The 24,666-nt window shown below is 37.4% G+C and carries 27 protein-coding genes; 8 read left to right on the top strand and 19 right to left on the bottom strand.

The window, feature by feature from the left end; all coding sequences use genetic code 11:
- Positions 1–96: 96 nt before the first annotated feature.
- Positions 97–1,548: a UDP-N-acetylmuramoyl-L-alanyl-D-glutamate--2,6-diaminopimelate ligase gene (locus KUV80_RS04650; protein WP_222461498.1), complete on the top strand. Its 1,452-nt coding sequence runs from the start codon at positions 97–99 to the stop codon at positions 1,546–1,548.
- A gap of 44 nt (positions 1,549–1,592) precedes the next feature.
- On the opposite strand, the gene KUV80_RS04655 is transcribed toward KUV80_RS04650, so the two are convergent.
- The 4 genes from KUV80_RS04655 to KUV80_RS04670 all read right to left on the bottom strand — a co-directional run bounded on the left by KUV80_RS04655 (position 1,593) and on the right by KUV80_RS04670 (position 8,196).
- On the bottom strand, positions 1,593–5,135 hold the full coding sequence (locus KUV80_RS04655) for a dynamin family protein (protein WP_222461499.1): 3,543 nt from the start codon (positions 5,133–5,135) through the stop codon (positions 1,593–1,595).
- Positions 5,136–5,282: 147 nt separating this feature from the next.
- Positions 5,283–5,819, bottom strand: coding sequence for a GNAT family N-acetyltransferase (locus KUV80_RS04660; RefSeq protein ID WP_222461500.1), 537 nt, complete (start codon positions 5,817–5,819; stop codon positions 5,283–5,285).
- Positions 5,820–5,881: 62 nt separating this feature from the next.
- Positions 5,882–6,379, bottom strand: coding sequence for a metallophosphoesterase family protein (locus tag KUV80_RS04665; protein WP_222461501.1), 498 nt, complete (start codon positions 6,377–6,379; stop codon positions 5,882–5,884).
- A 278-nt stretch (positions 6,380–6,657) separates the two neighbouring features.
- Positions 6,658–8,196, bottom strand: a complete 1,539-nt coding sequence (locus KUV80_RS04670) for a DEAD/DEAH box helicase (RefSeq protein WP_222461502.1) — start codon at positions 8,194–8,196, stop codon at positions 6,658–6,660.
- A 502-nt stretch (positions 8,197–8,698) separates the two neighbouring features.
- On the opposite strand from KUV80_RS04670, the gene KUV80_RS04675 reads away from it, so the two are divergent.
- Positions 8,699–10,108, top strand: coding sequence for a Na+/H+ antiporter NhaC family protein (locus KUV80_RS04675; RefSeq protein ID WP_222461503.1), 1,410 nt, complete (start codon positions 8,699–8,701; stop codon positions 10,106–10,108).
- A gap of 8 nt (positions 10,109–10,116) precedes the next feature.
- Here KUV80_RS04675 and KUV80_RS04680 read toward each other — a convergent pair whose 3' ends face one another.
- Together KUV80_RS04680 and asd are read right to left on the bottom strand one after the other, a co-directional pair.
- Positions 10,117–10,746 carry a uracil-DNA glycosylase family protein gene (locus tag KUV80_RS04680; protein ID WP_222461504.1) on the bottom strand — a complete coding sequence of 210 codons (630 nt, stop codon included), beginning with the start codon at positions 10,744–10,746 and terminating at the stop codon, positions 10,117–10,119.
- A 63-nt stretch (positions 10,747–10,809) separates the two neighbouring features.
- Positions 10,810–11,667, bottom strand: coding sequence for an archaetidylserine decarboxylase (asd, locus tag KUV80_RS04685; protein WP_222461505.1), 858 nt, complete (start codon positions 11,665–11,667; stop codon positions 10,810–10,812).
- A gap of 150 nt (positions 11,668–11,817) precedes the next feature.
- On the opposite strand from asd, the gene KUV80_RS04690 reads away from it, so the two are divergent.
- Complete coding sequence (locus KUV80_RS04690; RefSeq protein ID WP_222461506.1) at positions 11,818–12,108, top strand: HesB/YadR/YfhF family protein; 291 nt, start codon at positions 11,818–11,820, stop codon at positions 12,106–12,108.
- 5 nt (positions 12,109–12,113) lie between these two features.
- On the opposite strand, the gene KUV80_RS04695 is transcribed toward KUV80_RS04690, so the two are convergent.
- The 5 genes from KUV80_RS04695 to KUV80_RS04715 all read right to left on the bottom strand — a co-directional run bounded on the left by KUV80_RS04695 (position 12,114) and on the right by KUV80_RS04715 (position 13,984).
- Positions 12,114–12,410: a hypothetical protein gene (locus KUV80_RS04695; protein WP_222461507.1), complete on the bottom strand. Its 297-nt coding sequence runs from the start codon at positions 12,408–12,410 to the stop codon at positions 12,114–12,116.
- Positions 12,410–12,832 carry an acyl-CoA thioesterase gene (locus KUV80_RS04700; protein ID WP_222461508.1) on the bottom strand — a complete coding sequence of 141 codons (423 nt, stop codon included), beginning with the start codon at positions 12,830–12,832 and terminating at the stop codon, positions 12,410–12,412. The genes KUV80_RS04695 and KUV80_RS04700 overlap by 1 nt, the downstream gene beginning before the upstream one ends.
- An 83-nt stretch (positions 12,833–12,915) precedes the next feature.
- The gene (tlp, locus tag KUV80_RS04705; RefSeq protein WP_222461509.1) at positions 12,916–13,155 is read right to left on the bottom strand and encodes a small acid-soluble spore protein Tlp; all 240 of its coding nucleotides are present in this window, start codon (positions 13,153–13,155) and stop codon (positions 12,916–12,918) included.
- Between the two features lie 71 nt (positions 13,156–13,226).
- Positions 13,227–13,736, bottom strand: coding sequence for a hypothetical protein (locus tag KUV80_RS04710; RefSeq protein ID WP_222461510.1), 510 nt, complete (start codon positions 13,734–13,736; stop codon positions 13,227–13,229).
- Between the two features lie 107 nt (positions 13,737–13,843).
- Positions 13,844–13,984 carry an acid-soluble spore protein N gene (locus KUV80_RS04715; RefSeq protein ID WP_222461511.1) on the bottom strand — a complete coding sequence of 47 codons (141 nt, stop codon included), beginning with the start codon at positions 13,982–13,984 and terminating at the stop codon, positions 13,844–13,846.
- A 147-nt stretch (positions 13,985–14,131) separates the two neighbouring features.
- Between KUV80_RS04715 and KUV80_RS04720 the strand changes: the two genes are divergently transcribed.
- Positions 14,132–14,260: an FbpB family small basic protein gene (locus tag KUV80_RS04720; RefSeq protein WP_222461512.1), complete on the top strand. Its 129-nt coding sequence runs from the start codon at positions 14,132–14,134 to the stop codon at positions 14,258–14,260.
- Positions 14,261–14,344: 84 nt separating this feature from the next.
- On the opposite strand, the gene acnA is transcribed toward KUV80_RS04720, so the two are convergent.
- Entirely contained in the window at positions 14,345–17,071 is a 2,727-nt protein-coding gene (gene acnA, locus KUV80_RS04725) for an aconitate hydratase AcnA (protein WP_222461513.1), read from the bottom strand.
- Positions 17,072–17,359: 288 nt separating this feature from the next.
- On the opposite strand from acnA, the gene KUV80_RS04730 reads away from it, so the two are divergent.
- Together KUV80_RS04730 and sspO are read left to right on the top strand one after the other, a co-directional pair.
- Complete coding sequence (locus KUV80_RS04730; RefSeq protein ID WP_222461514.1) at positions 17,360–17,548, top strand: DUF378 domain-containing protein; 189 nt, start codon at positions 17,360–17,362, stop codon at positions 17,546–17,548.
- 81 nt (positions 17,549–17,629) lie between these two features.
- Entirely contained in the window at positions 17,630–17,800 is a 171-nt protein-coding gene (sspO, locus tag KUV80_RS04735; protein WP_222461515.1) for a small acid-soluble spore protein O, read from the top strand.
- Here sspO and KUV80_RS04740 read toward each other — a convergent pair.
- Positions 17,797–18,054, bottom strand: a complete 258-nt coding sequence (locus KUV80_RS04740) for a hypothetical protein (protein ID WP_222461516.1) — start codon at positions 18,052–18,054, stop codon at positions 17,797–17,799. The genes sspO and KUV80_RS04740 overlap by 4 nt on opposite strands.
- 82 nt (positions 18,055–18,136) lie before the next feature.
- On the opposite strand from KUV80_RS04740, the gene KUV80_RS04745 reads away from it, so the two are divergent.
- Positions 18,137–18,277 carry a small acid-soluble spore protein P gene (locus KUV80_RS04745; RefSeq protein ID WP_222461517.1) on the top strand — a complete coding sequence of 47 codons (141 nt, stop codon included), beginning with the start codon at positions 18,137–18,139 and terminating at the stop codon, positions 18,275–18,277.
- A 94-nt stretch (positions 18,278–18,371) separates the two neighbouring features.
- On the opposite strand, the gene selA is transcribed toward KUV80_RS04745, so the two are convergent.
- Positions 18,372–19,757 (bottom strand): L-seryl-tRNA(Sec) selenium transferase, encoded by a 1,386-nt coding sequence (selA, locus tag KUV80_RS04750; protein ID WP_222461518.1) that lies wholly within the window; start codon positions 19,755–19,757, stop codon positions 18,372–18,374.
- Positions 19,758–19,814: 57 nt separating this feature from the next.
- Positions 19,815–20,054 (bottom strand): SelT/SelW/SelH family protein, encoded by a 240-nt coding sequence (locus KUV80_RS18705; RefSeq protein ID WP_425308213.1) that lies wholly within the window; start codon positions 20,052–20,054, stop codon positions 19,815–19,817.
- A gap of 92 nt (positions 20,055–20,146) precedes the next feature.
- On the opposite strand from KUV80_RS18705, the gene selD reads away from it, so the two are divergent.
- Positions 20,147–21,202: a selenide, water dikinase SelD gene (selD, locus tag KUV80_RS04760; protein ID WP_222461519.1), complete on the top strand. Its 1,056-nt coding sequence runs from the start codon at positions 20,147–20,149 to the stop codon at positions 21,200–21,202.
- Between the two features lie 32 nt (positions 21,203–21,234).
- Here selD and phnC read toward each other — a convergent pair whose 3' ends face one another.
- Genes phnC through KUV80_RS04780 form a run of 4 tightly spaced genes read right to left on the bottom strand, consistent with a single transcriptional unit; the run spans position 21,235 to position 24,664 of the window.
- Complete coding sequence (gene phnC, locus KUV80_RS04765) at positions 21,235–21,972, bottom strand: phosphonate ABC transporter ATP-binding protein (RefSeq protein WP_222461520.1); 738 nt, start codon at positions 21,970–21,972, stop codon at positions 21,235–21,237.
- Between the two features lie 8 nt (positions 21,973–21,980).
- The gene (gene phnE, locus KUV80_RS04770; RefSeq protein WP_222461521.1) at positions 21,981–22,739 is read right to left on the bottom strand and encodes a phosphonate ABC transporter, permease protein PhnE; all 759 of its coding nucleotides are present in this window, start codon (positions 22,737–22,739) and stop codon (positions 21,981–21,983) included.
- A gap of 9 nt (positions 22,740–22,748) precedes the next feature.
- Positions 22,749–23,639, bottom strand: a complete 891-nt coding sequence (phnD, locus tag KUV80_RS04775) for a phosphate/phosphite/phosphonate ABC transporter substrate-binding protein (RefSeq protein ID WP_222461522.1) — start codon at positions 23,637–23,639, stop codon at positions 22,749–22,751.
- Complete coding sequence (locus KUV80_RS04780) at positions 23,636–24,664, bottom strand: glycosyltransferase (RefSeq protein WP_222461523.1); 1,029 nt, start codon at positions 24,662–24,664, stop codon at positions 23,636–23,638. Before KUV80_RS04780 ends, phnD begins: the two co-directional genes overlap by 4 nt.
- Positions 24,665–24,666: the final 2 nt, after the last annotated feature.

The raw sequence follows: 24,666 nt of genomic DNA on the forward strand, positions 1-24,666 counted from the left end.
AGTTTACATAAATATATTACGGTTGATTGTAGTCCGTGCATAAGAAATACAATTTGCAAAACACTAAAAATACTTTAATTAAAGGATGACGTTTCCGTGAAGTTAAAAGCATTATTAAACCACTTGCACATATCAGCCAAAATAGAAGAAGATCTAATGATTACCGGTATTACTTCTCATTCTAAAAAAGTAAAACCGGGTTATTTATTCTTTGCCATTTCTGGTGTGCAAAAAGATGGGCATCAATACATACAAGAAGCATTTCAGAATGGCGCTCTGGCAGTATTCGGTGAGTATCCAAATGCCCAAAACAATGATTTATACTTTTATGCGGAAGATACGAAAAGGCTATTAAGTCGCGCTGCATCTTATTATTATGGAGAACCTTATAAAAAGCATAAGATGACAGGTATAACCGGAACAAACGGTAAAACAACGACTTCCTTTTTGCTGCAGCACATTCTCGTATCACATGGAATCACTTCTTCTTTATTTGGCACGGTTCATCACTACATCAATTCCAGCATTATAAACAGCTCTCATACAACACCTGATCCAGTCACATTGCAAAAGATGTTAAACGAGAGTCAAGATGAAGCAGTTGTGATGGAAGTGAGTTCACATGGACTGGAACAAAAAAGAATCGAAGGAATCACGTACGATCAAGCCATCTTTTTAAATTTAACGCATGACCACTTGGATTATCATGGAACGATGGAATCGTACTTTCAGTGTAAAGCGAAGCTGTTTACTTATATAAAGCCTAAGGGCACAGCCATTATCTGCAGTGAGGGAACATATGGAAAGAGATTAATTACAGACCTGTCTAGTAAAAATAATCTGCAAGTGTGGACATACGGGAAAAGAAAAACGGATCATTTTTATATTGAAGATGTTGGGAAAAACTTCTTTAACCTCGTTCATGAGACACTTCAAGTAACCGTACCACTTCCTTTACCAGGAGAATATAACGCAATGAATACAACAGCTGCTATTGCTGCAGCACTTGATTATGGTATTCCAATTAAGAGCTCTGTAGCGTACTTGAGCAGTTTTCATGGAATCCCTGGACGATTCGAAGAAATGATGCTTTTCAATGGAACAGAAGTCATCATCGACTATGCCCATACGCCTGATGGTGTTCTTCAAGTTTTAGAAGCAGCTAGAAAAAAAGCAGAAAGTCGTCCGTTTTTCCATGTTTTTGGATTCAGAGGGAAAAGAGACCTTTCAAAAAGGACTGAAATGATCAGCCTTTCTTTAGAATACAGCGATCATACAATCCTAACTGTAGACGATCTAAATGGTATTACACAAGAACAGTTGATTGAAGAAACAAAAGAAGCGATTCCCGTTAGAGCCAATTCCCCAACAATAATTGCTGACAGGACCGAAGCCATATTTTACGCTTTAAAAAAGGCCCCTCCAAAAAGTGTTGTTATTATAACAGGTAAAGGCCCCGAGTCGTATAAAGAAACTTACCGATATGGAACAGATTCAGACTTATCAACAGTGGAATATTTTCAGTCTTTAAATCAAGCTGTTCTATAAAAGAAGACAGCATCGCCAATCACTTAGGCGGTGCTGTCTTTTGTTTATCCTTTTTTCAATTTGTTCAGGCATTCTTCTAATTCCGAAATTCGATTTTCAAGATTACCCGGTTTTTTAAGTTCTGCAAAATAGTGAACAACTTGTTTGGACAATTCCGTTCTTGAGTAATCTATGACTTCCTTAGCAAGGTTCTCATAATGATCATTAAGAACTTTATTTACATCTTCCATCCACATTTCCACTTCGGACTCCACCCTTTTAGAAAGGTCATTCTTTAAATCGTTTGATCCACCTTGTTCAAAAAATTGTTTAGCATTCTTGAAATAAGATGCCCAGACTTTAATATCTGTACCAGCTCTTTCGTCAAAACGTGAAGGAATTATAGGAGTATGATAAAGATTTTTGTGATTGTTAGGTTGATTGAGACTTACTTGCTGTTCACTTGCTATCTCGATAAGACCCTCTTCTCTTTCTTTCATGCGAATTTGGATCCACTTGTCTAACCGCAGCGAACAGGCTCTATACTCTTGTTGAAGATCATGAGCCAGTTTTGCATATAGCTCTTTCATACTTTCAAGAAGCTCATTTTTAGAAGATTGAACGGCCGCTGGATGAATCGTCTCTTTATAAAAATCATGATAACGGATCAACACTCTTTGTTTAACATAATATAGAAGTTCTTTCATTTCTTGTTTTAACTGTTTCTTTGGTAAAGTGATTCGCTCGCTGCATGCAGCTAACAATACATCTTCCCTCTTTTCGACGGCCGATAAATAGTCATCTTCTTGTTGAAGACGCATTCTCGTTTCATCCAGCATATGTTGGACAACATTTTGGGCATGACGCTGTGATGCTGCAGCCCTCAAGATCATCGTTTGCTCCAATTCATTCTCTAAATAATGAAACAAACTTTGAGTAAAGATATTAAATCCGCTGTTTACACGTTTTGATTCTATAAGCTCGTTTTTACTTGAAACAGGAAACAATCTTGGGTTCCGGATACCGAACGATTGGAGGTTGCTTTTAACATGATCTACAACCGCCATTTTGTCTTCTTCACTATTTGCAAGGTCAGCTGCATTAATCGAAAAGAACATCTTATCAGACTCGAAGGTGTCTTTTATTCTTCCTAATTGAATTAAAAACTCTCTGTCTGCATAAGAAAAGGCATGATTAAAATAGGTGAGATAAATGATGATGTCTGCATGTTTCATATATTCAAAAGCAACATCCGTATGACGAGAATGTATCGAGTTCGCACCTGGTGTATCTACTAGAACGAGTCCTTTCTCTGTTAATGGGCAACTATAATAGATCGTTATCTCTTTCACATAACAAGCTTTTGATTCTATTGCAGCATAGTTTCCGATTTCTGATAAATCGGTTGTGATCGATTGATTCACATGGTTTTTTGCCCACTGATACCCTTCTTTAAAAGCTTCTAAATGATTACTTACAACCTCTTTTTCTTCTAACAAGTTATTCATTATTACTGAAAGCTCATTACTATCAGATTGAATTAGAGGATTGATCTCACCTAAAATTTCTTCTTCCGTTTTCATCATGATAACCACTGTACCATGTGGATGGGCTTCATCTGGTTTACATACTTTGTTTATAGCTGCCGTTGTCGGATTTGGTGAAGATGGCAGAATCGATTCTCCAAAGAGCGCATTTGCAAAAGACGACTTTCCAGCAGAAAAAGCTCCGAACAGAACCATCGTAAATGAACGATTTTGCAGTCGGTTCGCCATTTCATTCAACTCATCTGCCATATGGTAAAATCCTGATAAAGGCTTAAGCAATGACGCAGTCTTATAGAGTTTTTCAGTCTCTTTTTGAAGTGAAAGTACAGGTTTTGGAACATCTTTTTCTTTCTCGATTTCCTCTTGTATCTCATTTTGCGGATGAGCCATTTTGTTTTCATCTATATACATGTTTTTAAATTCTTCAATGGTAATTGGCTTATAGTGGGCCATGTACTTTTTTTCATACTTATCTACTGAATAGTCAAGAGTCGTATCTAGAGATACCACATGTAAAAGATCTGTTTTTTGTTGTTCCCAAACTAACGCCTTTTCTTTTTCTTTCTTTAACCTATTGATCGTTTCATTCAATTCGGTCTCAATAGCCTCATTCGCTCGAAATTGCTGGTCTTGTTCATCGTTTAAGAGTGACATTGCCGCAGCCATACATTCGCTTATTTGTTTTCTAGCTAGCTTCTTCACTTCTCCCGCAATATTATCGCAATAATTGATCAGTCCTTGCCCTTGGGCTGATAGTCCGGATTGTACATGTGAATAAAGAATTTCTTCCTTAAGCTTTACAGGCTCCCAATGTGGCAGTTCGACTGAAAACTGTTTTTGCATATCGTTTATATAGTTTTCTGCATGCCAGTTAATATGAGCATCGATAGATTCTTGAAGTTTTTCTTGAAAAGTGGCTTTTCTTACAGTTCGCTCATTCTCCGTTTTTTGTTTTGAAAAAAGCAAACCTACTTTAAAATCTTTTTTTGCAGACTCAATAAATAAACCTGCTTTCTCTCTCGTTTCATAAGGCATGAGCTGAGCAGATTCAACAATTTTAACAAAACCACTACGTAACGATTCTTCTCTTTCTTTTTTAGTAATCTCTGCTTGGTTTATTTGTGAAAGAAGGAATTGCTTTTCTTTTACTAAATCTTCAAGCATTGTTGATATGTTTGAATGATGATTTTTATCTTCTTCTTCTTTTTCAATAAATTCTGTTACGAGATGGTTGATTTGCCGATTTGTTTCATCTAATAAAAGCTGGTCTTTATTCATCTCTATTTTTTTAAAATAAGCAATGAGTGCTGAAATATCATTATGAGGAAGAGAAGGATCTTTTACACTCGTAAAAAAAATCTGCTCTTTATTAATACCATAGGATCTAAAACTTTCGAAAACATTTTCTTTAAACGCTTTAAAAGTAAGCTCTTCATCTCGGTGTTTATCGATCTGATTGACGATCAATCGGACCGTTTTCCCTTTTTCTAGCAATGATTGTATGAACGCTACATTTGTTTCTGAGAGAATATGGTTATAGTCCATGACATAGAAAATGAGATCCGCTAAGTAAACCACATTCTCTGTTGCCTTTTTATGAGCTGGATCAGTTGAATCAATACCTGGAGTATCGTAAAAAGTAATATTCTGAGCATTTTCATCTGATTCGATATAAATTTCAATATTATTAACATGTTCACTGTCTTTACAAAGTGATTTAATTTCTTCTACATCATAGGGGTGAGGAAAAGTGATGACCTTTTTATTCTTCAAGGTAACTACTGCTCTCGGTTTCCCCTTTTTCATCTTTACAATATTAGCACTTGTTGGGATTGGGCTAGCAGGCAATATCCCTGTATTGGAAAGAGTATTGATCAAACTTGATTTCCCTGCAGAAAAATGACCGCAAAACGCTATGGCATACTCTTCCTTTGCGACCTTCAGAAACAGTTCACTCACCTGTTCTTCTTCATGCACGTTATTCCATTTATGAAACGCTTCACACAAAGCGATTAAGCGTTGTTTTTCAGTTCCTAATAATTTTTTTTCTGTTGATTTCATCTTGATCCACCTGTCTAAAATCTAAACTATCTTTATTCACTTTACCATATATATGATAGCGATTTCATCTTTGTTTTACCAATTAAAAGTTGCCCTTTACCTAAAACAAAAAACTGCAGAGTCATTCTGCAGCTTTGAATTTAACAATCAATGAAAAAAATAAGCCATATAGATTTCATCTTCATAACGCTTGTCTATGTATACTTGATCACGTTGCTTTCCTTCTATAATAAAACCTGCTTTAGAATAGACCATTGTCGCCTTTTCATTACCTGAGAAGACCGTAAGCCATAATTTATGTAAGTTATTCTTTTTACCCCATCTTAAGGTGTAGTTCATGACTTCTTTACCTATGCCTATCCCTTGACTGCTAGGGTGAATCCATGTTCTAAACACACCTGTATGCTTCTTCATTGCTAGTTCCCCTCTTAAAACTCGTGCGATACCCACAACCTTTCCCTCTCGTTCAACTGCTGTATACATGTTTCCGAGTCTTTTCACGTCATGGATAAACTGTATTTCTTCTTGCAATGAACGGGGTTCTTCCTTTTGAAGATATCGTCCTGCCTTTAAAATCGCCTCAACATGTTTAATAATATCCTCTGCATCCTTTTCTTCTACCGGTCGTAATATGATTTCCTCTTCATTTTTTGCCTTGAACGAAAAAACTTCCCCACTATCCAACTATGTCTCCCTCCCTTCATATTATTTTCTTATTATGTCTAAATGCACTTTCGGCATGCACGTTAAAAATAATGATGTTCGAGCTTTTCATTATTATGTTGAATGGTTAATAGCCCATATGAAAATTGTTTTTGTCTTCTTTTATCTGTAGGTGAGCCCGGATTAAATAAAATCACGTCCTCTTCCTTTTCTAGATATGGAATATGTGAATGTCCAAATACGATGAGATCTACAGATTCTTCCTTAAACGATCTCAATGCTCGCTCTGGTGTGGTTCTTCCTTTTCCAAGATGACCATGTACAACCCCAATCTTTAAATGTTCTATCGTTATGATCAGATGTTCAGGCAGTTTTTCACCCCAGTCATCCTTATCTACATTACCCCTTACTCCGTGAACGGGTGCCCATTGCTTTAACTCGTCATAAACCGATTTTTCACTCCAATCTCCTGCATGAATGATGATATCCACACCTTCTTCGAGTACTTCTATGATGGGCAAAGGCCATTCTTTCTTCTTTTTTGGCATGTGAGTGTCGGCAATAATTAAAACTCTCTTCAAAGTCTACACCTCTTTTAAATGAAAAATATATGCTCTTTTCGTAACCTTAGTTGTTTTAGAAAGCAGCGGTGAGCCTCATATTCCGCAGGACAAGGAAGGCTTATGCACCATCACATCGCACGAAGAAAATGTGATTTTCATTTTCAAGGAGTCTCGCACCTTGCACTCCAATCAACTTTTCAAAGATGAGAAAAAATCACCATAAGCAAAAATTTTTAAAACAGCCAAAAAAAAGCAAAAGGAAACCTATTGGTCTCCCCTTGCTTTTTATTTATTGTTTATCTGTTTTTATGATCTTCACGAACACGTTTTTGGGAACGGAAAGATTGATCTGGGCGTCCGGCACTGCGGTTCGATGCACCATCTCTTGAGGAGTTTGGTCTGTCACCTCTTGAATATCCAGTACGGCGATTGTCTCTTCCGCCTTCTCTTTTCCCTGTTCCGCCAGAGCGTCTGCGATCTGAGAAACGGTTAGAGTTAGGACGTCTCTTCTTAGATGAAAGTGGCGGCTCATCTGTTAAGTTAATTGGCGTTGTGTCTGGTTCTTTTGTTAACAGCTTTAATGCTGCAGCCAATAACGTAACTGAATCGTTATCTTCCAATAACTCAACAGCTGTTTGCTTATATCCACCAAAAGCATCTTCTTGAACAACTTCCATTAGCTTTTCAAGAGCCATTTGCTGTTGGCCTTCCATCGCTTCTGAAACGGAAGGAATGGCACGCTTTTCAATCTTACGTTTCGTAATCTTTTCGATCGTATGAAGATGGTCAATCTCACGAGGTGTAATAAACGTTACAGCATAACCAGTTTTCCCAGCACGTCCTGTACGTCCAATACGGTGAACATAGCTTTCAGGGTCTTGTGGGATATCAAAGTTATAAACGTGTGATACGCCAGAGATGTCAAGTCCACGTGCAGCTACATCTGTTGCCACCAATACTTCGATCGTATTGTTTTTAAATGCACGCAATACTTTATCACGTTTAGCTTGAGGAAGGTCACCATGGATACCTTCTGCAGAATAACCACGTTTGTTTAACGCTTCAGATAATTCATCTACACGACGCTTCGTACGACCAAATACAATCGCAAGCTCTGGAGAGTGAATATCCATTAAACGGCAAAGTGCATCAAACTTTTGACGTTCCTTAACTTCAACATATTCTTGTTCAATGCTGCGAACAGTCATTTCTGATGCTTTCACTTTAATGATCAACACATCTTTCATGAACTTCGCTGCAAGGTTTTGAATTTGTTTAGGCATAGTTGCAGAGAAAAGCATTGTATGACGTTCTGTAGGAACGTTTTCTAAAATCTTTTCAATGTCTTCAACAAACCCCATGTTTAACATTTCATCAGCTTCATCAAGCACTACAGTATGCACGCTTTCAAGCTTTAATGTTTTTCGATTGATATGGTCTTGAACACGTCCAGGCGTACCAACAATAATGTGAGGACCATTTTTTAGGGCTTTTATTTGACGAACGATGGATTGTCCACCGTAAATCGGCAACGTTTTAATTCCTTTGAATTGACCAATCTTGTTAAGCTCTTCAGCAACCTGAACAGCTAACTCTCTTGTAGGAGCTAGTACAATCCCTTGTACTAATTTTGATTTTGTGTCCATTTTTTGGATTAGCGGGATACCAAACGCTGCTGTTTTACCTGTTCCGGTTTGAGCCTGACCAATTAAGTCAGTACCTTTTAATGCTGTTGGAATTGTGTCACGCTGAATCGGTGTTGCTTCCTCAAATCCCATGTTATTAATGGATTGAAGCAACTCGGGACTTAGTCCCAGTTCTTGAAATGTTGTCAATGTTCTATCTCCTTTTCTGTGACGAAAAAGGTTTTTACGATAACCTCGTGGATCTGACAGATTAAAAATCTTTATATGATGTCAGCCAATTTGTTTTCAAAATACATCATGATTTGCACATAAAATAGCATTTCCTTCTTATTTTTGACTGGAAATGCTTAGCCATGCGAATATGCGTAAAAGTTAAAAGTTAAAAGTTACAAGGCTATCCGTAATTCAAACTTGTTCCGTCCATATATATTCCGTTGTTTAACTTATCACGTAACACTAATAAATGCAACTCTTTCCAATACATGAAGAAGTTTTTGAAATGTTTTATTTTCGTGATTTAGTGTTTAAACGCTTTGATTAATAGCAATAACGATAATATTTTAACCAATCCTCAATGAAATGAAACATGAATTAACTTTAAAAATCTTTCTCATCAAACACATCATAAAGAATATTTTTTATAATCCATCACACGCTAACATTATGACTTTGTTAGGAAAGAAGGACTTCGATGGAAAACAATTGGGTTTCAATTATACCGTTTTTGGTTGTCATTCCGATCGCGATTAAAACAAAACAAGTATTGCCCGGTTTATTTGCCGGACTATTAGTCGGGTCATATTTGCTTCAGCCCTCTATTGTAGGAGGTCTTGAGAGAATGGTTCAGTTCCTCGTAAAAGGTTTAGTCGATCCTAAAAATATAAAAATTATCGTCTTTTTATATGCTTTTTCCGGCCTGATTTCGATGATAAAACTGTCAGGTGGAATAAGAGGATTTGTTGAAGAAGCTTCTAACAGGATACAAACAAAAAGGGGAGCCTTATTTCTTACGTACGTTTCAACGATCGGAACATTTGCTGCACCAAGTTTTAGATTTGTCACAATTGCACCCATCATGAGAGCACTTTTAAAAAAAGTAAAAATGTCTACACAGGAACTTGGGTTTGTAATTGAAACAACCGCTACCCCTATTATTGTCCTAATTCCAATAGCAACGGCATTTGTTGGGTATATGACATCTATTGTAGATATATCTTTAAAGAATGAAAATGTAGTCGGTGACCCTTATACACTATTTATTAAAAGCATTCCCTTTAATTTCTTTTCTTTTGTTATGATCATCGTGGGTGTGTATTTAAGCTTTTTTCACCACTCTAAATCTACAGAAGAAACAGACCCAAATGATGTGGGTGAAAAAGAAGACGATGACTGGCATAATTGTGATCCTGCAGTGGGAAAAGACCTTCCTAATAAACCTTGGAATTTATTGATTCCTTTAATCTTGGTTGTAGCCCTTACTCTCTTATTAACTTGGTGGGATGGCTACAAGAAAACGGGTGGATTTATAAAAGCCTTTATTTCTGCGGATGTTATGGATGCGATGCTTATCGCACTTCTTTTCACTACCATTTTTACATTTATCTTTCTAAGGGTTCAGCATATGAAAACGGGAGATTTATTAAATGGCTTTATTTTTGGCGGCAATGAACTGATGGGAGTAATTGTCCTCCTTGCTGTTGTATGGGGATTGTCTTCCGTTACTGAAGAACTCGGATTCTCAGCATTTGTAACAAAATATGCTGAGTGGATACCTCCTTCTGTCATTGTCCCCCTGTTATTCTTATTCGGCTGTGCTGTTTCTTATTTTATTGGTTCTGCTTGGGGTACATGGGGTATTTTAATGCCACTCGGTGTGTCCATGGCGGTTGTTTCTGAAATATCTTTGCCTCTTGTAATCGGTGCCGTTTTTGCTAGTGGAACATTTGGCGCATTTGCCTCTCCTTTAAGTGATGACACTAACACAATTGCCCGTATATTAAATCTATCCGTCATAAAGTACGCTCGTTACAAACTAAAACCAGCTCTTATCGCTGCAGCTATTACTGCTTTTTTGTACGGTATAACCGTATTTTTCTTTTAACCTCCTGATTAGGAGGTTCGTTTTTTACCTTCCTCTCTTATTTTATGAATTAGTTCCTTATAACGTTCTCTTGCCCATGAATTATAAGAAGGATGCGGTACGCCACCTATGATAGTAAGTGAAATTTGGTCAGATAAAGCTGTTACATATTTTTCTGCAAACTTGCCGCAAGGTACGATGATCGTATCTTCCTTTATCGCAGCTAGGAGTCTGCTTTGAAAATTGTCTGTTATCATCGAATGAAGCATTGCTTTTTCCTGCTCGGAAAAACGCTTTGCAGAGCTTATTCTTAAAGCTTCTGCAATTTTCAGTTCCTTTTGAAACTCTTTTACAAAATCTTGATCTGGGTAAGCAGATGACTGGAGTGGAAATGAACATACATTCAAGATTCCGTATATCGTTGGCTTGTTTTTTTCAATAAGCTGTTTTAAATGTTTCCCAAACGGATCTATGCTTTGTTCCATAAAAAGCTCTTTCGCCATCGACCTGCCGGATAGCCCTGCTAGTGGTACGCCTGCTTTCAGTTCTTCTTTATGTGGTGATTCAAGTATAAACAACATTTTAGTATCTTCTGTTGTGATATCTTCTACAGCGTAGTTCTCTTTTGCTTTTTCAAAAAATAATGTTATCTTTTCCAAATCGTTGCTCCTTTTTATTTAATATAGGAAAAATCCGGCAAACGGATGTCTGCCGGATCAATGTTATATGGTAGCTGAGTATTTTCCCTTTTTTGATGAAGCTGGGTGTTGTCCGATTATTTCGCCCATCTGTAAAGGTGATCCAACTTGTAATGAAGGTTTGAATGAAAAATCACGATCTTCAAATAAAAGGATTACTGTTGAACCAAACTCGAAATGACCTACTTCTTCACCTTTTTCATATACTACCGGTGAGACAGAAGTTTTCATGATTTTTTTCCATCGCCGAACTTTTTCATCGTATTTCACTTTAACACTGCCGACGATGAATGCGCCTACCTTAACGATTGCTAATTTGCCGAAGTCTGTCTCAGCAAACGTAACTACCCGCTCGTTTTTAGTGAAAAGTCCTTTAACGTGGTTTACTCCAATATCGTTAACCGGGAATAACCGGCCAGGTATATACGTGCTGCTGTATACCTCACCTTTAATTGGCATATGGATGCGATGATAATCCTTTGGACTTAAATAAATAGTAATAAAATGGCCGCTCTCGAATCCCGTCTTATTTTCCTCAGCAAGGAGTTTCTGAACAGGATAGGAGATGCCTTTCGCCTGAATAATCGTCCCTTTATCAATACGTCCCATTTGTGTAACAAGTCCATCTACTGGTGAGATGACTTGCATTTCATCTCCGCAGATCGGTCTTGCATCTTCTTTTAGTTTTCTTGAGAAGAACTCTGTAAGATGGGCATATTCATGAATCGGTTTTTCAATTTCAGATAAATTAATTTTATAATGTTTCGCATATCTCTTCACATAACGTTTACTCAATTTTGAACGTCCTGCTTTACCAATGATCGATGATATTTTGTTTTGTGGCAGTAACGTTAATACTAATCGTGCAACTCGCTGTCTCATTTAATTTCCCCTTTTGCTGATAAATCCTTCCAAATGGAATTGCTTATTCTTATTATAACCATTTTAACATAGATGAAAAGGCATTTTTATTGTTTATTAAATAACCATATGCCACAATATCTAAAACTAAAACTGAAGGAGAAAACCGATATGAATATACAAATGAGTAAAGAAACTGCAGATCATATCATAAAAGATCTGAAGGAAGATAAAGGTGAGAGCATCCGTTTCTTTGCACGATTAGGTGGATCGAGTTCTATTCAGCAAGGTTTTTCTTTAGGAGTTATAAAAGACACTCCTAAACATCCGGCTGCAACATTAAAACTTCAGGATCACTTGTTTTTTATTGAGGAAGAAGATGAGTGGTTCTTTGATAAAAACGACTTGAACGTTTCTATCGTTAACGGAGAAATTCAGTACGAATTTTCTAAAGGTGAATAAAGAACCTAAAGAAATTTGTTGAGCTCTTCACTTCTCCCTTCACATTCCATAATTGCTCTTTGCTTATCCCCGATAAGATCATAATGGGGATAAGCTTCTCTTTCGTGAATCCACTCCGGTTTTAAGCCGTATTTACTGCCCCACTTTATTAATGTTTCCAAATTGCTGCAGCCTACTTTTGTAACGCTCTTTTCATTTGGAAAACGTGGATCATACCAAAAATGAGTAATAAACGCAATTTCACCTGCAATGACACTTTCCTTCCATGCTTTTAATTGAACTCTTTTAATTCCAAACGCCATTATTCTTCACTCATCGCGTTAATATAGGCTAAATGCCATTCTGGAAAATATTTTTTAATCGATATAGGACGGAAATTTTCTTTTTTTACACATACATGAATGGACGTCCCCGTTACACATAACTCTTCTTTCTCGTTGTAGATTTCATAAGCATAGACAACTTTTATGCCTGAGTATTCTTTGATCGCTGTTCTAATTATAGCTTGCTGCCCATACGTTAAAGGTTTTTTATAAGAAGCTTGGATATCTGTTACGGGTGAAAGTATTCCTTCTGCTTCCATGTCTGCATATTTAAACCCGAGTGATTCAATCAGTTTGGTTCTTCCGATTTCAAACCAAACAAAGTAATTGGCATGATAGACAACACCCATTTGATCCGTTTCTGCGTATCGTACATCGATGATTGTTTCAATAAAATTCATAAGTTTTTAGATCATCCTTTTTGATGTTTTCTTTCACTTTAGTAGAAAATAAAAAAAAAGACCAGCATTATGCCGGTCTTTTTTTATTGAAGATCGTTTCCTTCTCGATATGCTTTTTCTTCTTGAATTTCAATTTTAAACTGTTCGATGGATTCTTCTCTATGCTGGTTCTTTTCTTTGATCTGCTCTTTTTGACTCGCTGTAAGTTCAGAATCATTCATCGTTTCGTTTGCTTCTTGCATATTGTGTTCAGTATTTTCTACCATCTGCTCTAAACGCTCAACATTATTGCTGCGGTCATCTCTGTTTGGTTGTTTTTGCATGATGCATTCTCCTTTTAAGATAAAAATTGAATTCATCCTAGTGTGTGCAAAAACCCAAAAATCTTATTCGTTTAATTTTTTTGCAACAATATTGGACTCATGTTTTCAATACTGGTATGACAAAGATCAGTAAGGTATTTCCAATATTCAACTATACTTTCGTCCTCACAGTTTTTCATTGTTATCTCAAGCCAGGCAAGTTCTTCAGCAAGTCTTATAGAAGATCCGATCCAATATTTTTTATTTTTTACTGTAATCTGGAAAGGTTCTTCAAACCGAAAAGGCAAATAAAACCCTTCTGTGTTTGGATGTAAAATTATATGCTGGTAAACGGTACCTTTAAAAAGCTTCGCATAAAATAAAAAGACACCATCATTTTTAGCAGCTGCTCTTTTCAGTTTTTCCAACGTGTCTTCATTTCCAAGTTCAACGGAAACAATTTCTTTTTCCCAATTTAATTCTTCACGAAATGGGACTAGATGGCCTAGCCTTTGCATTTCAATCTCAAGTTGTCGATATAAGTAATCCTGATCATCTTTGTTATGTGATACAGGTAATGGTTTGACAGATGCCGTAATCAAACGTACCCCTCCTAATTCTTTCACTACATACATTTTTTCGACAAAATCTAAAAATTATGGGAGTCAAAGTGAAAATTAGGAGCAGGTAATATTTTCATTTACGTGTATTATCCTTTTGGAGGAACATAATCTGCATGATCATGTGATTTATTCGCCATCTTCTTACCCTTGTTGCTGTTGCTCTCTCTTGGCTGTGTTCCAATATGGTTCGGAACAAATTCTTCTGGGAAGCGTTTTGGATTACTCAAAGGTCTAACCTCCTTTCGTCTTCTTTTTACTTTTCCTTTAATTAAAAGTCTCTATTCAAGAACACGTTGGAAGATATTTTATATTATTTGATTATTCGTAAATTAAATGGGCAATATTGGTAGTATTCCAAATAAGAGGTGTCTTGTATGAGAAAAAACAGAAAAATGAACTTTCGCGAACTCGTAAATGAGAACAAACGACAACTGTTAAAAGATGAATCTTACATCGAGCAGCTTGAAAAAAAACTGGATGAGAAACATACAAAAAATGGCTAATGGCTAGCTAATATCTCAATGTTAGAAATATGAGTTCAAAAAAATCCTTTGCCGATTGCAGGCAAAGGATTTTTGTTGAATTAATTAATTTTGAGTTTGAGATGAATGAGCCAATTTATTTCGAAGAACCATTGGTAGTATACCACCGTGGCGGTAATATTCGATCTCTATTTCGCTATCAAATCGTGCAACAACTTCAAATGACTTTTCTGTTCCGTCTTCAAATACAGCTGTTACTTTAACATGATCACGAGGTTTTACTGTTTCATCTACTTCAACAGTAAATGCTTCTTTTCCTGTCAAACCAAGCGTTTCTGCTGTTTCTCCGTCTTTAAATTGAAGAGGAAGTACACCCATCAACACAAGGTTGCTGCGGTGAATTCGTTCGAAACTTTCAGCCAGTACAGTTTGAATACCCAGCAAAGTAGTACCTTTTGCAGCCCAGTCACGGGATGATCCCATTCCGTAATCTTTTCCTGCAATTACCATCAGGCCAGTGCCATTTTCTTTGTATTTCATAGCAGCATCATAAATGCTCATTACTTCGTTTGTTGGCCAATACGTTGTCCATCCGCCCTCAGTACCAGGAGCAACACCGTTACGAATACGGATATTTGCAAATGTACCACGCATCATTACTTCATGGTTACCACGTCGTGATCCGTAAGAGTTAAAGTCACGTGGCTCAACACCATTTTGAATAAGGTATCTTCCTGCTGGCGTATCTTTACCAATGGCTCCTGCTGGAGAAATGTGGTCAGTTGTTACAGAGTCACCAAACTTCGCGATTAACTTTAGATCTTTAAGAGGTTGAATCTCCTTAAGTTCTGCAGAAAGCTCTTCGAAGAACGGCGGGTTTTGAATGTAAGTTGAAGCAGCATCAAAACCATATAGCTGATCTGCTGAAGTCTTCAGTTCGTTCCAGCGTTCGTTCTCATCAAATACACGCTCGTACTCTTTTTTGAACAATTCTGGAGTAACTGCTTTGTTCATTGCTTCATTAATTTCTTCTGTAGACGGCCAGATATCTTTAAAGTAAACTTCATTGCCGTCTTTATCTGTTCCGAACGAGTCGGATTGAAGGTTGAAATTGACAGTTCCAGCAAGTGCATAAGCAACTACAAGTGGTGGAGATGCTAAATAGTTTGCTTTTACAAGCGGGTGAATACGACCTTCAAAGTTTCTGTTACCTGATAGGACAGATGTTACAGTTAGATCATTTTTAGAGATCGCATTTTCAACTTCAAGAGATAACGGTCCTGAGTTACCGATGCATGTTGTACAGCCATAACCTACTAGGTTAAATCCTAGCTGATCCATGTAACTCATCAAACCTGCTTCTTCTAAATAGCGGGTAACCACTTTAGATCCTGGTGCTAATGATGTTTTCACATAACCAGGAACTTTCAATCCCTTTTCAACTGCTTTTTTAGCCACTAATCCAGCACCTAGCATTACATAAGGATTGGATGTGTTTGTACAACTTGTGATTGCAGCGATCGCAACAGCACCTGTTTTCATTGTAGATGTTTCGTTACCAGGATGTTTTACAACTACTTCTTTGTTGATCTCATCGGCAGTTAAACCAAAACCTGCATTTCCTTGAGGAGCAACAAGAGCTTTATTAAAACTGTCTTTCATTTGAGATAACGGAATCAAATCTTGTGGACGTTTAGGTCCTGACAAGTTTGGTTCGATCTCAGAAAGATTGATCTCAACCACATCTGTAAATTCTGGATCTGCATCACCAGCCGTGTAGAACAATCCATTCTCTTTGCAATATGCTTCTACAAGCTCGATCTGTTCTTCTGTTCTTCCTGTTAAACGAAGATAGTTTAATGCTTCTTTGTCTACAGGGAAGAAACCACATGTTGCACCATATTCTGGTGCCATGTTTGATATAGTAGCACGGTCAGCAAGCGGCATCTGGGGAAGACCAGGTCCAAAGAATTCTACAAACTTACCAACAACCTTCTTTTCACGAAGCACTTGGGTAACTTTAAGTGCAAGGTCTGTAGCTGTTGTTCCATTTGGAAGTGAACCTGTTAGCTTAACACCAATTACTTCAGGTACTGGGAAATAAGAAGGCTGTCCCAACATTCCTGCTTCTGCTTCAATTCCTCCTACGCCCCATCCAAGTACGCCAAGACCATTAATCATTGTCGTATGTGAATCAGTACCTACTAATGAGTCAGGATAAGCAACTGTCTCACCTTCAGATTCACTTGTTAGCACAACGGGTGCTAAGTATTCTAAGTTAACCTGGTGAACGATACCTGTTGCTGGAGGAACCGCACGGTAGTTATCAAATGCAGACTGAGCCCAGCTTAAAAGCTTGTAACGTTCTTCGTTACGGGCAAATTCAAGGTCCATATTAAAAGCTAATGAATCTTGAGTCCCTGCTTTATCAACCTGAACAGAATGGTCAACTACAAGGTCAACCGGAATATCCGGATTGATTTGGGAAGGATCTCCACCCATATCCTTCATTGCTTTACGTAAAGATGCCAAGTCAACAACGGCTGGAACACCAGTAAAGTCTTGAAGAATAACGCGAGATGGCTTGAACGGAACATCAATTTCCTTCAGATCATCCGTACCCCATTTCGCAAGGTTTTCAACATGCTCTTTCGTAATTACTTTTCCATCAAATTGTCTTAAAACAGACTCCAATAATACTTTTACAGAGTAGGGCAACTTCGATACGTTACCGATTCCCGCTTCTTCTAACGCTCCTAAACGGTAGTAGCTATATTGCTTACCGTTAACATCAAAGGTAGAACGGGCTTTAAACACATCATTCTTTTTCATGTTCCACTCTCTCCCTTCAGTAACAATCATACACGATTATGAGAAAAATTGTCGAAAAAATGTGCATATATCCCAGTTAAACCACACAAAATCTTTTTTTCCCTCTCTTATCATATGTAAAACCCTTTCATAAGTAAAATAGTAAATCGTTATCAAACGACATAAGTTTTTCTTATGAAAAGTAAATCACCATTAGAATAAAAAAATCATATAGTAAATGACGAAATATCATTTTGTTTTCACTTTATTTTTCATTAATCACGTCTAATAATGATTGGAGGGAAAACGATGGATTGGTTAAAAAAGTTAGCAGCATTACTAGTGCTAGTCGGAGCGTTAAACTGGGGATTCATCGGTCTTTTTAATTTAAACATTGTTACGGAAGTTTTTGGTAGCGCTACCACTATTACAAAAGTACTTTACAGCCTGATTGGTTTATCAGGACTGTGGATGCTTTTAACGAAATATAGATCATGAAGTAAGAGAAGCACTCCTTTTTTTGGAGTGCTTCTTCTTTTTTTGATTGTACACACTAATATTACGGAGGTGAGATGATCCATGGGAAGAAATAAAGCAAATCATATTCGTCCTGGAATGAATGCTGCAAAAGCACAAGGGAACGGTGCCGGTTATGAAACAGAATTTGGAAACGAAGCCCTCACGCTACCTAACGAAAAACTGAGTGAAGCAGAACGACAAAACAATAAAAAAACGAAAAAACGCCACTAAGGCTTTGGAAATTGAGTGCCTAACTGTTCAAGGTCGTTCAAATAATCTTTTAATTGTGAATGTTGATGTTCAGATGCCGTTTCTAATGCATTTTCGATTTGTTGGCGAGCCTTTTCATTCTCAGTCATAAAATGTGAATAATTAACACCATATTCACTATCTGAAGAATTTAGCTTTTTTGAGACTTCGACCGCATAATGGTACCCTTGTTCAGCTGCCTGATAGGCTTGTTGTTTGTCTTTATGATATGGCATAGTGGTATCCTTCCTTTTCTGGTTTGATATACCTTTAAGCTTCCATTTTAAAAAATAATTATTCAGGTGGGAGGTAATTTTTATGGGAGAAAGCAACACGTTTAAGGACATACGAAAAAACGCCCCTAAAGGAGAAAATCCTGGACAACCTGCTCCTATGAGTGGTTCAAAAAAAGTGAAACAACGTAATCATACGAGGCAAAATCATGGTGAAGGCCATTAAGCAATATGATATAAGGATGTAACTTACAGCCATAGCAAGGAGAAAGGCTGATTCTAAATTGGGATCAGCCTCTTCAATTTGTTTTGCACTTTTATTAAGTTGTAAAAATCGTTTGTATTGCTTCGATTATAACCTTTTCCTCGTCGGAAGTAACCGTTCTTAGATCCAAAAGTATTTCGTCATCTTTTATTCTCACAATAATTGGTACTTTGTAATTTCGAAAAGCTTTTGATAAAAATTCAGCACCCTTATCATGCTTTAATCCAAGGCAATATGTCGGTAACTTCACCTCCGGCATCGTTCCCCCGCCTACTTGGGAATAATCAGCTACAATGTCTAAAGTAAGAGAAGCGTTTTCTTTTATTTTTTCCTTTAACTGGATGGCTCTCGCCTTAATTTCTTCAGGTGTTTTTAAGATATCGCGAACAGTTGGGATCGAATGATATTCTTCATTTAAATAGCTATTTAATGTTTCGTTTAACGCTGCGATTGTAAACTTATCTACTCTTAAAACACGTGCAAGCTGATGTTTCTTTAATTTTTGTATTAACTCCTTCTTTCCGGCTATAATGCCCGCCTGGGGTCCTCCAAGCAGCTTGTCACCACTGAATGTGATTAGGTCTACACCTTGACGAATAACTGCAGATACTAAAGGTTCCTCTCCGATTCCATGCTGATCAAAGGGATACAGTGCACCACTGCCAAGATCTTCATAGACGATAAGGTCTGGAGCATTCTTTTTTAATGTCATAAGCTCATTCGAAGAAATAGATTTTGTAAAACCAACTATTTTAAAGTTGCTTGTATGAACTTTCATAACCAATGAGGTGTTTTCATTTATAGCGTTCTCATAATCGGAATAATGTGTTTTGTTCGTTGTTCCAACTTCTTTTAAAACCGCGCCACTTTCTTCCATTATAGAAGATACTCGAAATGAACCTCCTATTTCTACAAGTTCCCCTCTGGATACAATTACTTCCTTATCTTTAGCAAGAGCTTTTAAGATAAGATAAACAGCAGCAGCGTTATTATTAACGACCATTGCAGCTTCTGCTCCCGAAACCCGTTTTATGAGGTCTTCGGTTAAATCATGTCTTGATCCTCTTTTACCTTCTTCAAGGTTGTATTCCAAGTTTGAGTACATTAGGGCCGTTTCCGTCATTCTTTTAACTGCACGTTCACTTAACCTTGAACGACCTAAGTTGGTATGTATGACTACACCACTTGCATTTATTAAAGATGTAATTCGGTTTGCTGGCTTATTAAGCTTTGTAACGACCGTCTCTTTGATCAATGTCTTCAAGTCAGTATTCAAGTCAATGCTATTCGGTGATGCAAGAATCGTATTTCGCCAAGTGTAAATAGAGTCTTGAACAGCACGTGTTATTTCCCTCTCAGGTTTATCATTCACTTCAAGACTGATTTCTTTAACTAATTCATGAACAGCAGGAAGCTGCCTTAAAAGCTTTGATTTTAGCAAGATGTAGTTCCTCCTAAAAGGCAAAAACAGAGATGACCTTAAAGGAGGATCATCTTTTTATGCCTTAAATTTTTCAAGTTCGTTAATGATTAATTCGTGTTCCGGAAATTCGCCGGTTTCTTTCTTTGAATAAATGTTATGACCATTCACCGTTACTTCAAACACACCGCCAGAACTTGGAATAAGTTCAAGAGACGATACTTGAGTACGATAATGATTAAAAATATCTTCCGCGAGACCCGCGGCTTTTGGTGCAAAGTTTCACATCATGCAAAATTCGATACTTACTTTCATCATTCTTCATCCTCCTTTTTAAGCTTATTTTAGTATATCCTTAGCCAAGAAACAAAAATAATGTTTATACTACATATAGGAGGTGCTTAAAGCATATGACAAGTAAAGAAAAAGTACGTCTGACCCACTTATCAACAAAAGGTGGTTGAGGATGCAAAATTGGTCCAGAAGACCTGGCGCAAGTTTTGCGTCATTTACCAAAAGGAGAACATGATCCCAACCTGTTAGTCGGCTTAGATACATCAGATGATGCCGGAGTTTACAAATTAACAGAAGATCTTGCTATGATTCAAACAGTGGATTTCTTCACACCTATCGTGGATGACCCATATATGTTCGGACAGATCGCAGCAGCAAATTCATTAAGTGATGTTTATGCGATGGGCGGTCGACCAACTACTGTCATGAACATTGTAGGGTTTCCTATCGCTACATTAGGTCATGATGTGCTTGCTGAAATACTTAAAGGTGCTGCTGATAAAGTAAAAGAATCTGGTGCTGTGCTTGTCGGTGGTCACTCTATCGATGATGCTGAGCCGAAATTTGGCTTATCTGTAACTGGACTTGTGCATCCTTCAAAAGTCTTTAAAAACGTAGGAGCAAAACCTGGAGATGCTATCGTTTTAACAAAACCAATCGGTGTGGGCATTCAAACAACGGCCATAAAAAAAGATAAACTCACCAAAGAGCAGCTTGAGCTTGTAAGTGAAACGATGGCACAGTTAAACAAAACCGCTGCTGAGTGTCTTGCAGGACTTTCTCCGAATGCTGTTACAGATGTAACAGGTTTCGGATTGCTTGGACACGCAACGGAAATGGCAAAAGGAACAGGCGGTATTACCATTCATCTTGATTTTGAAAAGGTACCTCTCTTGCCTGGAACAGAAGAACTCGCTAAAGAAGGAATTGTTCCCGGAGGATCAAAAGCTAACCTCAGATGGATACAAGACGACGTAGCGTATAATGATCACTTACAGGAATGGCAGCAGCTTATCTACTGTGATGCTGTAACTTCTGGAGGTCTCTTAGTCAGCCTCTCCAAAATAGAAGCGGAAGAATACGTTACAAGATTAAATGAAAAAGGGATTCACACCGCTGCAATTATTGGGGAAGTAACAAAACTTACTCATAAGCCAATTATGGCGAACTAAAAAAACTCCGGGAACTTTCCGGAGTTTTTTACTTATTGATTATAAATTGCCGCATACATTTCTTCATTAAATTGTTCAGGCAGTCCATCAAAGATGAGCTTTCCTTCTCTTAATGCGATAATCCTTGTCGCAAACTTTTTTGCAAGACCTACATCATGAACATTAATAATGGACACTAAATTCCGCTTACTATGCGTCTCTTTAAGAAGGGAAAAAATTCTTTCAGCTGTTCCGGGGTCTAAACTTGCAACAGGTTCATCTCCTAAAAACACTTTCGGGTTCTGAATAAGAGCTCTAGCAATGGCTACCCTTTGTTTTTGGCCCCCACTCAAATTCTCAACTCTTCTCGTGGGTTCAACTGTTAATTCAACTTGTTGGATCGCTTCTATAGCTGTCATCCTTTCAGAAGAACTAAACAAACCTAAAAGGTTTTGATAGGATTTCTTATAACCGAATAACCCCGTTAATATGTTCTGAACAACGCTCATCCTTGGGATTAAATTAAATTGCTGAAATATCATACCTGTTTTCCGGCGAATCTCTAAATTCTCTTTATGAGTCATATCCGATAACGATTTTTCGTTCCATTTTACCGTTCCCTCAGATACAGGCTGAAGTCCGTTTATACAACGAATAAACGTAGATTTCCCGGCACCGCTTCGTCCAAGAACACAAACAAACTCTCCTCTTTCAAAAGAGAGATTTAAATCTTTTATGGCAGGTTCTGCCGCACCAGGATATTTTACAGATACATTTTCAAATTTTATCATTTTACCACCTAAATAACCTTTTCCCTAATTTTTCCGCCCATGTAGTCGATGATAATGACCATCAGCATGATAAGCAGGACATCAACGGAAACAAGTTGATATTGGAATGTTTTAAAATGAATAAATAACTGTTGACCGATTCCGCCTCCGCCAATCAATCCTAAAATGAGAGATGTACGTATGGCTACTTCGAATCGATAAAAAAATTGAGAGAGCACATTTGGCCAAATTTGAGGCAGGATCGCAAATAAGTTGCCAATCCAGCGTTGTGCCCCAACTGCTGACATCGCCTCCATAGGACCCTTATCTGCAGCTTCTATCAGTTCTGAGATCAATTTCCCAAGCACCCCGATATTATGAAGCACAATGGCAATCACCGCGGGAAAAGGGCCTAGACCTAGTGTAGTCAACAAGATTAAACCAAACACAAATTCAGGCACCGATCGTAAAAAACTAAGAAAGAAGCGGGTTATCGTAAAAATAAAGCGATGCCCGCTCGTATTCCGTGCCGCAAAAAAACTTAATGGAAGTGCAAATAATAGACCGAATAAACTCCCCAAAAAGGCGATTGCAATGGTTAATAAGCTCTCCTGAAACAAATATGGAAGACTCTCCGTGTTCATCGGAAACCATTTTGCTAAAAAATCACCCATGTTTTCAAAGTCTTGAAACTTTGAAAGATCAAACTCCGTCATTCTTAAGCTGAATCCAACAAGAACGATTAAGGTTAAGAAGACAAAAAACTGGCCCTTTTTAAACCAAACCATTATTTCCCTCTATTCTTGGATCATACCTTCTTTAACTGCTGCTTCACGAATACTTTCATAATCTTTGTTCTCTGCCTTCGTAAAGGCAGTCGCACCAAAAGCATCTAAAATCTCTTTATCTTTAATTCCTAAAAAGATGTCTTGAAGCTGTTTTCTTGTTTCTTTATCTGTTTTCTTGGCAACAGCCCATGGGTATTGGAAAAGCTTCTCTGATTTCCATATCACTTTAAACTGATCTCCATCGATCGACTTTTCTTCCACAAGCTTGTCAAAGATCGCACTGTCGATTGCACCTACATCAACTTGTTTGTTTTGAACAGCAAGTGCTGTTGCATCATGTGAACCCGTAAATCTTACATTATTAAAATCATTTTCGGATTCGCTTTTATACACGCCTTTATCTTTTAATGTTATAGACGGAATTAACGAACCGGATGTTGAAGAAGGATCACCAAACGCAAACTTAACATTTTTTATATCAGATATCATATCTTCAATTGTTTCGTATTTATTGTCACGATGAGTAATCAAGTAAGAGTAATAAAAAGGTTCTCCTTTTATTAACTGAGTTACGATAGCTTCTGCTCCACTTTCTTCATGAGCGACCACATATGTAAGCGGACCGAAATAAGCCATATCAATTTTTTCGTAATTCATCGCTTCAACCACACCATTGTAATCAGGGTATGACGTAATTTTTACTTCACGATCTAATTTCTCGCTCAATAGCTTTTGTAGTTTATCAAGTGCTCCCTTCATCTCTCCTTCAGTCTGGGCAGGAATTACACCAATCGTGAACGTAGAGTCTTTACTGCTCTTCACCTTATCTTCTTCATTTTTTGTTCCGCATGCAGATACAAATAGAGCTAGAATCATAAACAATAAACCTATTTTCTTCATTTCTTTCTCTCCTTTTTTTGTTCATACAATTTAATGTACTTTCTTATTTCTTTTTCAATCATGTGGTGCTCTTTTACATTTTGGTACCCATTCTGACTAATAGTATGATAAAAAGCTTTATCTGATACAAGTTGTTTAAGAGAAACGTACAATTCATCCTCGGTTTGAAATAACATTCCGTTCCACTCATGACGAACGATACTTTTATTACCGCTAATAAATCTTGCTACTACAGGTGTATGTTCACTCATCGCTTCAAGTAAAGAAGTAGGCTGTCCCTCTGAAAGTGAAGTATTCAGGACAATATCTGCCCATTGGTAGACGTGTTTCATGTTGGAGAGGTCGATCTCAGGACTGTATTCTAGCCAATCATATTTTTTTTGTGCCAACTTTAATTGCTCATGAACTTTTTCATCTAAATTTGCACCCAAGATGAGAAATACAGTATCAGGATAATCATTGATTAATTTTTCAATGGGGGGGAGTGCATATAACACATCTTTAACTGGACGCAACCCTGCTGGTAATAGCAGCTTTGGATATCCTGTTGGCAATGAGAGCTTTTCTGAAGAAATACTCTCAGGAAAATACACACTCTGAGGAATAACATGAATAAAATCGTCTTTAAATCCATGCTTTTGGACAAGAAAATCTTTTGCATCATCCGTAAAAACTGTAATGGCTTTTGCCTGGTTCAAAAGGGATGCATATCTTTCTTTATTCTCCTCTAAAGAGTGATTGATATCGGTTCCTCCCGAAGTAATGATATATGGTTTCTGAATATGAACCTTATGTTTTTCGGACCACTTCGCAAAACGGGCAAAATGAAGGATATGCAGCACATCAGCATTCTCCATATCCTCATAAATCTTTTGCGTAAGAGGTTCCTCCTCATATGCAAAAACAGAGATTGAAACGTCTCTTTCGGATAAGCCATGATGAATGCGTCTTGCTGTTGTTGAATTTCCGCGATTTTGATGGTAATAAGGCGTAAAAAACACGATTTTTAATGTTGAGTCTGCCAAAG

It is taken from the genome of Fictibacillus nanhaiensis (assembly GCF_019801215.1).
Lineage (GTDB): Bacteria > Bacillota > Bacilli > Bacillales > Fictibacillaceae > Fictibacillus > Fictibacillus nanhaiensis_C.